Below are 13661 nucleotides of genomic sequence, written 5' to 3'. Positions count from 1 at the left end.
TATTTCACGATCAGTACAAGTGACCGATATTCACGATGGTGCTGACCGTATCGCCAAAAAACGTCAGACGGCTCAGAAAGACACCAACAAATAGCAAAATAAACAGTGCTTTTGCACTACGCTCTCCATGACGGCTGAGCACAAAGGCCACCGCCAGACATACCAGACTCGCCAGATAAAGTGGTGACGAAATCCAGGCATGCGCCGTCATCTGCATAATGGTGCCGCCGCTTAGCCAAATAATCGGCGCAGCGATCAGCACAGCCAGACAGACCACAATCCCCTGACGCAATGCGGCTACAGCAGGCGTGAGGTTAAGCAACGGAATCGCCGCACAGCCCAATACCCACACCGTGATGAAGAATAGCAACATCGTCAGACCGTTGGCGATCGCCACCATGGCCGGTGCGGCATAGGTCATGCCCTGTACTGCCACCAACGCGATGCCAAGAATAGACGCCAGAACCGCCGGAACCTTATGTCCTTTAGCCAGGAACGTTACCCCTACCGCTGCACCGTACAGTGTTGCACCGAGAATTTCACGACTCAGCCAGGCATGCTCCAGGTTTATCAGAGCGTTATAGGCGCGGTCCGGATGCGCAAGGTGCAATACCGCAGCCACGGACGCTGCCGCCAGAACCAATCCGCTCACTAGCCAGTAAAGACGTTTGCTTGCCAGTTGTCCACGCAACGTACGCAGCGTCAGAATGAGCGTCATCCCTACCGACATCTGGCTCAACACAGTAAAAATGACTAACGGAAGTTCATACTTTTCCATTACTTGCCCTCCGGTTGCTTCGGTTGACGAGCGAGAATGAAACGCGTCCCGGGGTTAAGCTGTGGCATGCGTGGGAATCCCGGAGGATACTGTACGGCATTGTTCGGTATTGGGTCGGCGTCCAGGTCAATAAGCGTCAGCGCACCCACCGGGCACGCATTCACACACGCTGGGTTCATACCGATATCAAGGCGCTCGTAGCACATGCTACATTTTTCCGCTTTTTTCGTTTCTTCATTGAAGCGCGGCGCACCGTAAGGGCAGTTGCGGATACAGTTTTTGCATCCGATGCAACGTTCCGGGTTATGCACCACCACACCGTCCTCGCGTTTGGTGTAGGCCTCTACCGGGCAAGCCGCCAGGCAAGCCGGATTTTCACAGTGGTTACAGGCCAACGAGTAGAATGCCCGTTCCTCATGTGGGTAAATTTCTTTATCTAGCGGATAGACATAGCGCCAGAAACGTTCAGGCTCCAGTTGGTTAAAACTTTTGCACGCCATCGCGCAACCACGGCAGCCGATGCACTTATCGCTATTTACCAAAAATACGCGTCTCATGCCGCTGCTCCTTTACTGATCAAAATGATGTCCGCAAACTGACTGTGGATCGCAGCACCTGGAGCGCCGGTTTTCATCAGCCCCATATCGGCTGGGGTATCTGCCACCACGTTTTGGACGTTGTATTTCCGTTTCGGGAACCACGCCTCATACATCACCAGGAAGTCTTCCGGAACATTAGCGGTCACCTTCGCACGCAGTTCTACCTCACCTGCGGTGTTAAACACTTTTACCAGGTCGTTTTCAGCGATCCCTCTTTTTTCTGCCGAAAGCGGGTGCATATAAACAAATGGCTCCGGATAGAAGACCTGCATCCAGTCAAGGTTGATAAATTGAGAATGGATACCGAATTGCACATGCGGTGTAAACAGGTGGAATGGCAACGTACTTTTGGCCTCCGGTTTGTATTCCGGCAACGCCGTATGGCCATTTTTCTCACACAGCTCAGATTTGAACTCAAACTTTCCAGAGGGGGTTTTGAACTTGCGGTCATACCAGGCCGCCGAGCTCGGCAGAATCGCTTTTTTCGGTCCATCCAGCAAATCATCCCAGGAGGAAATGCCAAACATTTTGGCCATCCCGTCATTGAACTCCTGGTCCAGCCAGCGCTTATGATCGAATTCCTGCGGGAATGTGCAAGAGCCCGGCTCCAGCTTGTTGATTGTCCGGGAGAGTAAAACGGCAATTTCCAGATCGCATTTTGCCTCATACATTGGCTTAATGGCTGGTTGGTTGATGGACAACCAGTAATGCCAGTAAGAGGCATCTACGTTCCACTCTTCGAAGGCTGTAGTGACCGGCAAGACAATATCGGCATGCTGGACAGTTTCGTTGAAGAACTGATCGGCGCACACCACCATTTCCAGTTTTTCGAACGCTTTTTCCATCTTGCCGCGATCAAAATCTTGCGCAAACGGGTTCTTACAGGCGACCCAAAGCATACGGACAGGCGGTTCATTGGCATCAAGGAGCCCTTGCGCCGTTTGGTTGATGTTAAGGGAACGATCGGAATATTGTGCAACTTCACCCGCAGAACCAAACTCGCTGGTTGTTCCCGCAGCCCCTGGCATGCCGATAGAACCCACCGGCGGCTTCTGTAGCATGGCATTGTAGTTAAAGCCCCAGGTATGCAGATGCCCATAGCGAGCACCGCCGCCTTCAATACCAATATTTCCCGTCATGGCGACAAAAGCATCAATGGCGCGGACATTCGCGCCGCCGTTGACATGGCGCTGCATACCGTAGCCAATCCACACGGTTGCTGGGTTAACCGCCGTAAATTCTTCCGCCAACTGACGAATGACATCTGCGGACAGACCACAGATGTCAGCCGCCCACTCAACGGTCACACTGTCACGCAAATAGGCTTCGAATTCCGGATAACCATGGGAATAGTTGTTGACGAAATCCTGGTCAACCAGACCTTTATCGACCAGATGGCGTGCCATACCCAGCGCCAGAGCGCCATCAGAACCAGGGCGTACGCGCAGATAGAGGTCTGCCTTTGCCGCCGTTTGCGTCAGCAGTGGGTCAATCACTACAACTTTCGCCCCTTTCTCCCGCGCCTCATAGATGTACTTCATGGTGTGCATTGAGCACCACGCCGGGTTTGCCCCCCAGATGATAATGTATTTTGCTTTCACAAAATCTTCGGGATCGTTACACCACATATCACCCATATCGTAATTTTGGGCATCGATACCAGCTGGCCAGCAAGGCGTTCCGGCAAAACGGGTGGTATAACCCAGTGAAGACATCATCCCTTCGACGGCGTAGTTCAACACACCAAATTTTCCGGAGTACTTGGTCAGCGCCAGCCCCAACATTGAGCCATCTTTCTTTTTGATTTCCAGCATCTTGCTAGCAATGCGTTGCATTGCTTCATCCCAGGAAACTCGACGCCAGTTACCACTACCACGAACATCCTGAACCATCGGATATTTAATGCGATCCGGGCTATATACCCGACGTGGGTAGCTCAGCCCTTTAACACAAGGTGCCCCATGCGTAAACGTTGACTCAGATGCACCTTCCACAAAGGTGATTACGTCATCCTTCACCCAGGTTTTTAGGCTACAGGTGTCATAGCAGTTACGTGGACAGGCGTTGCGATAAATTTTGTAGGTTTTAGGGTTAAAAGGAACAGGCGGTTGCGCATAAGCACAGCGGGATGATAACAATCCCCCCGGCAAAGCCGCTACCGTACCCAGTACAACCAATCCTTTTAAGAAAGAACGTCTGTTGAGAAGTCCCGGATCATTACTCATAGTGATACTCTCGTATTTAATTCATCAAGCCAAAAAGACAATTTTCCCGCTACGGTTTTCAACGTGGCAGTCTGTGCATTTATATTTATTTTTTCGATATACTCAGGCACCCACACAGCTACATACTCATGAACATAACGAGCAAGTGCAACCTGGTATTCAGATGACGATCTGGCATTAGCTGATAATAAAACCGTCAATTCCAATACATAGGAAATATGATCATCCGGGATATTATTCGTGTTATTTATAGATAAGCCTATCTTTGCCATAAACTCCCGAATACTGAGCGTCGACTTGCCCATCACAAGGGCGTCTTCTTCCAGGTATACAGAAGCATATGGCGCGGCCTTCAGCGTCTGAGGCCCGACAAATAGCGCATTGAAGTCGTATTCGGCCTCCAGCCACTCAGACTCCGTCAGCATTGAGGCATTTTTATCAAGAGCTAAAAAAGCTTCTTTCAGCGTGTTGTTATCATAAGAGATAAAAAAATCACGCAGTAATAACCCTGTCGACTCAAAGTTCGTCAGGGTTTCATATATTTCACCCATGAATTAACCAACCATTTATTCACACAACAAATGAAAACATAATGCGGCTTAACATAATAATGGAAACACCAATGTTTTCTTTGACAAAACAAATGATCAGGCTAATTAAAATAATGTTTAATGCTATTTATTGTTTCAAAAATTGAAAATATGAGAGGATAGAAATAAAAAACCGCCAGCGGATAACTGGCGGTTTGGGGATTGCAGGTGAGTCTTACTTCTTTTTATACGGTCGTAGTGCGAATCAGATAATCAAATGAGCTCAACGATGCTTTTGCACCTTCACCGGTAGCAATAATGATCTGTTTGTACGGTACGGTGGTGCAGTCGCCCGCAGCGAAAACCCCTTTCACGCTGGTTTCACACTTAGCGTCAATAATGATTTCACCCATGCGGTTACGCTCAACCGCGCCTTCCAACCAGTTGGTGTTAGGCAGCAGGCCAATCTGCACAAAAATACCCGACAATTCTACACTGTGAACATCACCGCTAACGCGGTCACGATATTCCAGACCGGTAACTTTGCTGCCGTTGCCTTTCACTTCAGTGGTTTGCGCATTCAGAATGATGTCGACATTTTTCAGGCTGCGTACTTTATTTTGCAATACCTGGTCAGCCTTCATTTCCGGGGCAAACTCGAGCAGCGTGACATGCTCAACAATACCAGCCAAATCGATAGCTGCTTCAACACCCGAGTTACCACCGCCAATTACCGCAACACGCTTGCCTTTAAACAGTGGGCCGTCACAGTGCGGGCAATAGGTTACGCCTTTGGTACGATACTGGTCCTCGCCCGGAACGTTCATGTTGCGCCATTTTGCACCGGTAGCAATAATAATACTGCGTGCTTTTAGCACCGCGCCGGAAGCCGTTTCAATCTGATGTAAGCCACCTTCCTGCGCAGCCGGAATCAGCTTGCTAGCGCTCTGGCTGTCAATCACATCAACATCATAATCATCAACGTGTGCTTTCAGCGCGCCAGCCAGTTTCTGACCTTCGGTTTTCGGTACCGAAATATAGTTTTCGATATCAACGGTATCCAGCACCTGACCGCCAAAGCGTTCACCCATCAGGGCGGTGCGAATACCTTTTCGTGCGGAGTACACCGCCGCTGCAGCACCAGCAGGACCCGAACCGACAATCAGCACATCATAAGCATCGCGTTTATTCAGCTCTTCTGCCGCACGCTTCTCAGCACCGGTATCGACTTTGGCGACGATTTCCGTCAGCGTCATACGCCCCTGGCCAAACTCTTTGCCGTTCATATATACCGCAGGAACGCCCATCACATTGCGCTCGGTGATTTCGTTCTGGAATGTACCACCGTCAATCGCCGTATGCTTGATGCGTGGGTTCAATACCGACATCAGGTTCAGCGCCTGTACCACGTCAGGGCAGTTATGGCAGGAGAGCGAATAATAGGTTTCAAACTCAAAATCACCGTCAAGATCGCGGATCTGCTCCAGCAGAGACTGCGCTTCTTTTGACGGATGACCACCGGTCCACAACAGCGCCAGAACCAGAGAAGTAAATTCATGACCCAGTGGGGAGCCAGCAAAACGCGGTCCCTGATGAGATCCCGGGTTAGTAATCAGGAACGATGGCTTACGTACCGCCAGCGTGTTGTCTTCTTTAAAGGTGACTTTTTCTGACAGTTCAGCAATTTCAGTCAGCAGTTCCTTGATTTCTGCCGATTTAGCGCTGTCATCCAGCGTAGCAATCAGCTCAACAGGTTTGGTCAGTTTCTCAAGGTAAGCCTTGAGCTGGGTTTTCATATTTGTGTCGAGCATTGTTCTTCCCTCTCTGAAAACATCATCATGCAAGCCGATTTCACAGGACTGCATCAATGCAACTTGCGTCATGATGCTGGAATAAAATGGGCGCGCCTGCGCCCATGACTGACGTAATTCCTAAGTATTTCGCGTCAGAGCAAGGCGGCTAGCCTGACAATCCCCGGGAGCTTACAGAAGTAAGTGACCGGGGTGAGCAGGCGACGCCAACACGGCTATGACGTGAAAGACGACGGAAATTTAGATTTTACCGACCAGGTCCAGGGATGGAGCCAACGTTGCTTCACCTTCTTTCCACTTCGCCGGGCACACTTCACCTGGGTGAGAAGCCACATACTGCGCGGCTTTGATTTTACGCAGCAGGTCAGACGCATCACGGCCGATACCTTCAGCGGTAACTTCGATCGCCTGGATAATACCCTGCGGGTCAACAACGAACGTTGCGCGGTCAGCCAGACCTTCATCTTCACGCATGTTGTCGAAGTTACGGGTCAGGGCGCCAGTCGGGTCACCGATCATCGCATATTTGATTTTGGCGATGGTGTCAGAACTGCTGTGCCATGCTTTGTGCGTAAAGTGGGTATCGGTAGAGACAGAGTAAACGTCCACGCCCAGTTTCTGCAGTTCTTCGTAATGGTCTGCCACGTCACCCAGTTCAGTCGGGCATACAAACGTAAAGTCAGCCGGGTAGAAGAAGAAAACACTCCAACGACCTTCGATATCTTTCTCGGTAACTTCGATGAACTCACCGTTTTTGAACGCCTGGTTTTTGAAAGGTTTAATTTTGGTATTAATCAAAGACATCTGTACTTCCTCCGTGTTTTCGTTGAGGGATAAGTTAACGAAAATCTTTCATCAGGGCTAATGCGTTTCCTTTATCAAATCAATAAGCGTTAACTAACAACCGACTCAACAAAATGTTGTGAAACCGTAGCAAAAAGTAAAAAGGCCCCCTTTGCAGGGAGCCCATTACCCGAGTTACCCGCAGATAACTTCAGTGCCAGCGGACTGGCTAAGTGTTGCGCTCTACATTACCTTAACAAAGGTTGTAACAGCGATTGGGATTACATCACCCCACTCAAGAAAGGGCAATCAACAGACCGTCGGTCTTACCTATGGCTGTGATAGGTTTTGCAATTTAGCCCCCTTTCCTTTTGATTTTATAAGGAAAAATAATGTTTAAACGTACATTACTCTTCGCTCTGCTCCCTGCCATCGTGCACGCCGAAGAGCTCCCAGCCCCGGTTAAAGCTATCGAGAAACAGGGCATTACCATCCTCAAGCCATTTGATGCGCCAGGTGGAATGAAGGGTTACCTGGGAAAATACCAGGACATGGGAGTGACTATCTATGTCACGCCTGACGGGAAGCATGCCATTTCCGGCTACATGTATAATGAAAAAGGCGAAAACCTTAGTAATACATTGATAGAAAAAGAAATTTACGCACCTGCAGGCCGCGAAATGTGGCAGCGTATGGAGAAAGCATCATGGATTCTGGACGGAAAAAAAGATGCGCCGGTTATTGTCTATGTCTTCGCTGATCCCTTCTGTCCGTATTGCAAACAGTTTTGGCAACAGGCACGCCCTTGGGTTGAGTCAGGCAAAGTACAGTTACGTACGCTATTGGTTGGCGTGATCAAACCCGAAAGTCCGGCAACCGCCGCAGCCATTCTCGCCACCAAAGATCCCGCTAAAACCTGGCATGATTACGAGGCCTCCGGAGGTAAACTCACGCTGAAAATCCCAGCAACGCCGCCTTCCGAGCAGATGAAGGCGTTGAATATCAACCAAAAATTGATGGACGATTTGGGGGCAAACGTCACACCAGCGATCTATTACATGAGTAAAGACAATACATTGCAACAGGCTGTGGGGTTGCCGGATAAGGAAAAACTGGACGTTATAATGGGTAATAACTAAAATTAATATTATGAGTGATTGTTATCATTCTCATTCCAATCACTCATTATACATTTTTCGCTCGTCAAATTAACATAGACTGTGCTATTTTAGCTTAAGTTAATTATTCTTTAAGCATATGAAACATAGCATTAAAAAATAGTTCAATATTTAAATATATCAAAATAAAATATTTCCCTGCGAAATAACAATGAGAATATACATATGGCTAACCTCTATGACCTCAAGAAATTCGATCTCAACCTGCTGGTTATTTTTGAGTGTATTTATCAGCATTTAAGTATCAGTAAGGCTGCCGAAACACTGTATATCACTCCCTCAGCCGTAAGTCAGTCATTGCAGAGATTACGCACCCAGTTTAATGACCCTCTTTTTATTCGTTCTGGTAAGGGGATCACCCCAACCGTAACCGGGGTTAATCTGCACCATCATCTTGAGCAGAATTTAAATAATCTGGAACAAACGATAAACATCATGCATAGTTCCAGCCTGAAAAAGAAGTTTGTTATTTATAGCCCACAACTTGCAACCAGCTTAAATATAAAAGAACTGATTCATCTCCTCAGAGAAGACTCTGATGTCGAAATTGAACATCATGATATATTAATGACTGCAGAAACGGCTGAAAGTATATTAGCCTATCGGAAGGCCGACTTGGTCGCCACGATCGTACCTGTGCATAATCGTTCCATAATCTGTACTCCGTTCAAAACCATTGAAAGTATATTGGTTTGCAGTGGTAACCACCCTAGAGTAAATAATTCAAGCACACTTAAGCAAATACTGGAAGAACAGTTTACGCTTTTTATATCTGAAGAACAGGGTATAAAAGAACATCGGTCAAAAATCAGCGAGATCTTGGTCAACCGAAATATAGGTTTTAGTAGCAACTCTCTGGTATCAATCATCAACGTCATTGCCAGTACAGATATTATTGGCGTCATCCCCAAGGTCATTTTTGAGTTCTATGCGCATATTTTCAACCTAAAAGAGATCGACATTGGTATTAAACTGCCATCTGCTGAACTCTTTTTAATGTATAATCGAGCTTCTCTTAACAACAGCAGTTTTGCCGAATATATAAAAAGGATAACATCAGATAACGTATGATTTTATATTATTCAATGGCAACAAAACACATTCACAATATGAATGAAAAACAACAAATAAGCACGTATGTGAATAATTAAAGATCACTTACATGTAAACTGGTATATCTTATTACAACCATCTATTATGCATATAAATAATAAAAATCTGGCCTAACCTAAATATGTCTATTTATAAAATACCACTAAGTCAAGATGTGCTTGAAGCCGCTCAGCAACGCATCGCGTGGACGCTTGAAGCGCTACCGCGCATTTGTGTTTCATTATCGGGTGGTAAAGATTCAGGGTTGATGTTACATCTAACCGCCACGCTTGCTCGTCAGTTACATAAAAAAATCTACGTATTATTCATTGACTGGGAGGCCCAATTCTCCTGCACTATTGACTATGTACAGGCATTACGTGAGGATTATTCCGATGTTATTGAACAATTTTACTGGGTGGCAATACCACTAACGACACAAAACTCCCTTTCACAATATCAACCAGAATGGCAGTGCTGGGAGCCGAATACACAGTGGGTCCGCCAACCACCCGCAGATGCCATTACCGATCCCGCATTCTTCCATTTCTATCAACCCGGCATGACCTTTGAACAATTCGTTCGCGAATTCGCTGACTGGTTTTCAGAAAAACGGCCTGCTGCGATGCTGGTTGGGATCCGCGCCGACGAGTCATATAACCGCTTTGTCGCAATTGCCAATTCGCATAAGCAGCGCTTTGCCGATGATAAACCCTGGACAACCGCCGCTCCTGGGGGACACACCTGGTATATTTACCCAATCTATGACTGGAAAACGGCCGATATCTGGACCTGGTTTGCCAAGACAAAAAAGCAGTGTAATCCATTGTACAACCTGATGTATCAGGCCGGTGTCCCAATGCGGTACATGCGCATTTGCGAACCCTTTGGCCCGGAACAACGCCAGGGGCTCTGGTTATATCACGTTATCGAACCACAGCGATGGGCTGCCATGCGTGCCCGCGTGAGCGGCGTTAAAAGTGGGGGCATTTATGCCGGTCATGACAACCATTTTTACGGTCACCGGAAAATATTAAAACCGGAACATTTAAGCTGGCAAGAGTATGCCATGTTGCTACTCAATAGCATGCCAGAACAGACCGCAGAGCACTATCGCAACAAAATCGCCGTTTATATACATTGGTATAAGAAAAAAGGTATGGCCGATATCCCGCAAAACCAGGACGGTGATATTGGGTCCAAAGATATCCCCTCATGGCGGCGGATCTGCAAAGTACTGCTGAATAATGATTACTGGTGTCGGGCGCTTTCTTTTAGTCCCACAAAATCCAAAAGCTACCAAAATTATAACGAACGTATGAAAACAAAACGTCAGGAATGGGGGATTTTATGCAACAACGATTAACACACGAGCTCCTCGGTTTTCTTTCTGAACTCCCCGAAAAAGAGCGAATTGAGGCCATAAACGAATTCAGAATGGCAATCCATAGTGTCAGCCCTTTTCGCGAAGAGCCGGTAGATTGTGTTCTATGGGTTGAAAGTAAAAATATTACGCCTAACGACTACAACCCAAATAATGTCGCACCGCCGGAGAAAAAACTGCTGCTGAAGTCCATTGAAGCGGATGGGTTCACACAGCCCATCGTTGTGGTTCACTCAGCGGAAAAAGAGTACGAAATCATTGATGGTTTTCACCGACATGAATTAGGCAAAGGTAAACCCTCGCTGAAATCCCGGCTTAAAGGTTATCTGCCTGTCACCTGCTTGCAGCGAGAGCGGCATGAACGCATGGCTGCAACCATTCGTCACAACCGCGCTCGCGGACGGCATCAAATCCACGCCATGTCTGAAATTGTCCGTGAATTGTCACTCCTCGGCTGGAGTGAAGAAAAAATCGGTAAAGACCTCGGGATGGACAGTGATGAGGTATTACGCCTCAAGCAAATCAACGGCCTGCAAGAATTGTTCGCCGACCGTCGATTTTCCAAAGCCTGGACGGTGAAGTAACTACAGCGCGGTCAGGCGTTCTGCTGCCGCCAACAGCGTCGATTCCTGCTTGGCAAAACACAGGCGAATCAACTTGTGTGGGAAAGGATCGGCGCAAAAAACTGACAGAGGAATCGCTGCTACCCCCACCTCTTTGGTCAGCCACTGGCAAAACGCCACATCATCGAGATCCGAGACGGCACTGTAATCGATCAGCAGAAAATACGTCCCTTCGCAGGGCAGAATGTCCAGTCGACTGTCGCGAAGCGCATTCACCAGCACGTCGCGTTTTCTCTGATAAAACGCGGGCAGGTCGCGGTAATGCGTTGGGTCGGCCCGCAGCATATCCGCCAGCGCCAGCTGTGCCGGCGTGTTGACCGAGAAGGTCAAATACTGATGTACCTTACGTAATTCGGCGCTGATGGCTGTTGGTGCCACACAGTACCCAACCTTCCAGCCGGTCATATGGTAAGTCTTACCGAACGATGAAACCGCTACTGCACGCTCGCGTAGCTGCGAATGCGCCAGCACGCTAGCATGTCCGTGCGCGGCAAAGCTGATATGTTCATAGACTTCATCGCTCACGACAAAGATCTCTCGTGCTTTAATGGCCTGCCACAGTGCATCAAAGTCCACTTTCTGCCAGACGGTGGCAGAGGGGTTATGTGGCGTATTGAGGATCACCAGTCGGGTCCTGTCGCTCAGCAGCGCAGTAAATTCCTGCCAGTCCACGCGAAATGACGGTGGCTGCAACGCAATACGTTTAACCACTCCACCGGACAACACTACCGCTGGCGCGTAACTGTCGTAACTCGGATCAAAACAAATCACCTCATCGCCAGGTCGCACTAAGGCCGTAATCGCCGCGTACAGCGCTTCCGTCGCTCCCGCTGTCACCGTAACATCACTCTCAGCATCCGGTTTGTAGCCGTATAACTCAGCGGTTTTGTCAGCGATAGCTTCACGCAGCGACTGCACGCCCGTCATGGGAGCATATTGGTTCGCGCCTTGTGCTACATGAAACGCCAGACGTTCTTGCAGATAGTGTGGGCCGTCAAAATCCGGGAACCCCTGCGACAGGTTTATCGCCTGATGTTCCTGTGCCAGGGCACTCATTTGCGAGAATATGGTGGTCCCTAAATTGGGGAGTTTGCTTTGCACAATCAGCGAGTTATTACTCATTATTGTTATCCTGACGTGTGATGTAGTGGTTGAAGCCACTATAACACGATGCTAGTATTTGGCAATCAAGACGTTCAGACGTCTATATAAAAATAACCTGCGTGGACAGGACAGCCAAAAGGACAACACAACATGAGTCATAGCGAAATTCGCGTCGTCGTCGGCCCAGCCAACTATTTTTCTCACACCAGCAGCCTGTCCAGACTGCATGATTTTTTCACCACCGATCAACTGTCGCGCGCCGTCTGGGTTTATGGCGAGCGCGCTATCGCCGCTGCCCGACCTTATCTGCCTGACGCATTTAATCTTAACGGGGCAAAGCACCTGCTGTTTACCGGCCATTGCAGCGAAACGGATGTTCAGCAACTGGCCAACGATGCCGGAGATCATCGCAGCATAGTGATTGGCGTGGGCGGCGGCGCATTGCTCGACACCGCTAAAGCGCTGGCCCGTCGTCTCGGTCTACCCTTTGTAGCGATCCCGACCATTGCCGCGACTTGCGCGGCCTGGACGCCACTTTCTGTATGGTACAACGATGCCGGCCAGGCTCTGCACTTTGACATTTTCGATGACACCAACTTTCTGGTGCTGGTGGAGCCGCAGATAATCCTCAATGCACCAGAGGAATACTTACTGGCAGGCATCGGCGACACGCTGGCGAAGTGGTACGAGGCAGTCGTGCTGGCACCGCAGCCCGAAACATTGCCGCTGACCGTACGTCTGGGGATCAACGGCGCGCTGGCCATTCGCGACGTATTACTGGAATACAGCGAGCAGGCGCTGGCTGATAAGAAACAGGGGAAACTCAGTCAGGCGTTTTGCGATGTGGTGGATGCAATCATTGCCGGCGGCGGCATGGTGGGCGGTCTGGGCGAGCGTTACACCCGCGTGGCGGCGGCACATTCGGTGCATAACGGCCTGACGGTGCTCCCGCAGACGGACGCGTTTTTACACGGCACCAAAGTCGCCTACGGCATCCTGGTGCAGAGTGCGCTGCTGGGGCAAGACGATGTACTGGCTCAACTCACTTCAGCCTACCAGCGTTTCAATTTACCCACCCGGTTGGCCCAGTTAGACGTGGATATAAATAACCGTGCTGAGATCGATAAGGTGATTGCGCACACGTTGCGCCCGGTGGAATCCATTCACGCACTGCCGGTCACGTTAACACCAGAAACCCTGCGCGCAGCGTTTGAGAAGGTGGAATCGTTTACGGTGTGAGTGCGATGTGGGTTACCTGATGGTGGGTTGCCTGATGGCGGCTTCGCCTTATCAGGCCTACACAATGCGGTGTTGTAGGCCGGATAAGCGCCAGCGCCATCCGGCAAAAAATCAACAGCACTTCGCGCCGCCTTTGCCCCCATAGCGCGCATCCTGACGCTCACGGAAGAATTCTTCGTAGGTCATCGGCGCCTGCTCCGGGTGGGTAATACGCATATGCTCAACATAGTTGTCATAATCCGGCACGCCAATCATCAGGCGGGCGGTTTGACCTAAATATTTCCCGGCTTTTGCGAGTGTTTCAAACATAGTCAT

General features: G+C 49.1%; 13 protein-coding genes. 5 read left to right on the top strand and 8 right to left on the bottom strand.

Going from position 1 to position 13661, the window contains the following annotated elements:
* Positions 1-10: 10 nt before the first annotated feature.
* The 6 genes from IMQ48_RS08210 to ahpC form a co-directional block, all read right to left on the bottom strand.
* Positions 11-778, bottom strand: a complete 768-nt coding sequence (locus IMQ48_RS08210) for a DmsC/YnfH family molybdoenzyme membrane anchor subunit (protein ID WP_196208638.1) — start codon at positions 776-778, stop codon at positions 11-13.
* Entirely contained in the window at positions 778-1335 is a 558-nt protein-coding gene (locus IMQ48_RS08205) for a 4Fe-4S dicluster domain-containing protein (RefSeq protein ID WP_196208637.1), read from the bottom strand. The genes IMQ48_RS08210 and IMQ48_RS08205 overlap by 1 nt, the downstream gene beginning before the upstream one ends.
* On the bottom strand, positions 1332-3602 hold the full coding sequence (locus IMQ48_RS08200; protein WP_196208636.1) for a molybdopterin-dependent oxidoreductase: 2271 nt from the start codon (positions 3600-3602) through the stop codon (positions 1332-1334). Before IMQ48_RS08200 ends, IMQ48_RS08205 begins: the two co-directional genes overlap by 4 nt.
* Entirely contained in the window at positions 3599-4153 is a 555-nt protein-coding gene (locus IMQ48_RS08195) for a molecular chaperone (protein ID WP_196208635.1), read from the bottom strand. Before IMQ48_RS08195 ends, IMQ48_RS08200 begins: the two co-directional genes overlap by 4 nt.
* Positions 4154-4377: 224 nt before the next feature.
* A complete protein-coding gene (gene ahpF, locus IMQ48_RS08190; protein ID WP_196208634.1) occupies positions 4378-5943 on the bottom strand; it encodes an alkyl hydroperoxide reductase subunit F in 1566 nt (521 codons plus the stop codon).
* Between the two features lie 240 nt (positions 5944-6183).
* On the bottom strand, positions 6184-6747 hold the full coding sequence (ahpC, locus tag IMQ48_RS08185; RefSeq protein ID WP_115259117.1) for an alkyl hydroperoxide reductase subunit C: 564 nt from the start codon (positions 6745-6747) through the stop codon (positions 6184-6186).
* Positions 6748-7118: 371 nt separating this feature from the next.
* Between ahpC and dsbG the strand changes: the two genes are divergently transcribed.
* The 4 genes from dsbG (at position 7119) to IMQ48_RS08165 (ending at position 10964) form a co-directional block, all read left to right on the top strand.
* A complete protein-coding gene (gene dsbG / locus IMQ48_RS08180; protein WP_196208633.1) occupies positions 7119-7865 on the top strand; it encodes a thiol:disulfide interchange protein DsbG in 747 nt (248 codons plus the stop codon).
* A gap of 204 nt (positions 7866-8069) precedes the next feature.
* Entirely contained in the window at positions 8070-8975 is a 906-nt protein-coding gene (locus tag IMQ48_RS08175; RefSeq protein WP_196208632.1) for a LysR family transcriptional regulator, read from the top strand.
* Between the two features lie 163 nt (positions 8976-9138).
* Positions 9139-10362 carry a phosphoadenosine phosphosulfate reductase gene (locus tag IMQ48_RS08170; RefSeq protein WP_196208631.1) on the top strand — a complete coding sequence of 408 codons (1224 nt, stop codon included), beginning with the start codon at positions 9139-9141 and terminating at the stop codon, positions 10360-10362.
* Complete coding sequence (locus IMQ48_RS08165; RefSeq protein WP_196208630.1) at positions 10347-10964, top strand: ParB/RepB/Spo0J family partition protein; 618 nt, start codon at positions 10347-10349, stop codon at positions 10962-10964. Before IMQ48_RS08170 ends, IMQ48_RS08165 begins: the two co-directional genes overlap by 16 nt.
* Here the strand turns inward: IMQ48_RS08165 and IMQ48_RS08160 are convergent, their stop codons facing one another.
* Positions 10965-12125: a pyridoxal phosphate-dependent aminotransferase gene (locus IMQ48_RS08160; RefSeq protein ID WP_196208629.1), complete on the bottom strand. Its 1161-nt coding sequence runs from the start codon at positions 12123-12125 to the stop codon at positions 10965-10967.
* Positions 12126-12257: 132 nt separating this feature from the next.
* Here IMQ48_RS08160 and IMQ48_RS08155 point away from each other — a divergent pair, with 132 nt between their 5' ends.
* Positions 12258-13346: an oxidoreductase gene (locus IMQ48_RS08155; RefSeq protein WP_196208628.1), complete on the top strand. Its 1089-nt coding sequence runs from the start codon at positions 12258-12260 to the stop codon at positions 13344-13346.
* A 111-nt stretch (positions 13347-13457) separates the two neighbouring features.
* Here IMQ48_RS08155 and IMQ48_RS08150 read toward each other — a convergent pair whose 3' ends face one another.
* Positions 13458-13655: a YbdD/YjiX family protein gene (locus IMQ48_RS08150; RefSeq protein WP_196208627.1), complete on the bottom strand. Its 198-nt coding sequence runs from the start codon at positions 13653-13655 to the stop codon at positions 13458-13460.
* Positions 13656-13661: the final 6 nt, after the last annotated feature.

The organism is Citrobacter sp. Res13-Sevr-PEB04-36, assembly GCF_015672735.1.
Lineage (GTDB): Bacteria > Pseudomonadota > Gammaproteobacteria > Enterobacterales > Enterobacteriaceae > Citrobacter.
This window is presented reverse-complemented; position numbering and strand designations above follow the sequence as displayed.

Coding starts and splice junctions, on each gene's coding strand:
- IMQ48_RS08210 (WP_196208638.1), bottom strand. CDS start 778: ATGGAAAAGTATGAACTTCCGTTAGTCATTTTTACTGTGTTGAGCCAG.
- IMQ48_RS08205 (WP_196208637.1), bottom strand. CDS start 1,335: ATGAGACGCGTATTTTTGGTAAATAGCGATAAGTGCATCGGCTGCCGT.
- IMQ48_RS08200 (WP_196208636.1), bottom strand. CDS start 3,602: ATGAGTAATGATCCGGGACTTCTCAACAGACGTTCTTTCTTAAAAGGA.
- IMQ48_RS08195 (WP_196208635.1), bottom strand. CDS start 4,153: ATGGGTGAAATATATGAAACCCTGACGAACTTTGAGTCGACAGGGTTA.
- ahpF (WP_196208634.1), bottom strand. CDS start 5,943: ATGCTCGACACAAATATGAAAACCCAGCTCAAGGCTTACCTTGAGAAA.
- ahpC (WP_115259117.1), bottom strand. CDS start 6,747: ATGTCTTTGATTAATACCAAAATTAAACCTTTCAAAAACCAGGCGTTC.
- dsbG (WP_196208633.1), top strand. CDS start 7,119: ATGTTTAAACGTACATTACTCTTCGCTCTGCTCCCTGCCATCGTGCAC.
- IMQ48_RS08175 (WP_196208632.1), top strand. CDS start 8,070: ATGGCTAACCTCTATGACCTCAAGAAATTCGATCTCAACCTGCTGGTT.
- IMQ48_RS08170 (WP_196208631.1), top strand. CDS start 9,139: ATGTCTATTTATAAAATACCACTAAGTCAAGATGTGCTTGAAGCCGCT.
- IMQ48_RS08165 (WP_196208630.1), top strand. CDS start 10,347: ATGCAACAACGATTAACACACGAGCTCCTCGGTTTTCTTTCTGAACTC.
- IMQ48_RS08160 (WP_196208629.1), bottom strand. CDS start 12,125: ATGAGTAATAACTCGCTGATTGTGCAAAGCAAACTCCCCAATTTAGGG.
- IMQ48_RS08155 (WP_196208628.1), top strand. CDS start 12,258: ATGAGTCATAGCGAAATTCGCGTCGTCGTCGGCCCAGCCAACTATTTT.
- IMQ48_RS08150 (WP_196208627.1), bottom strand. CDS start 13,655: ATGTTTGAAACACTCGCAAAAGCCGGGAAATATTTAGGTCAAACCGCC.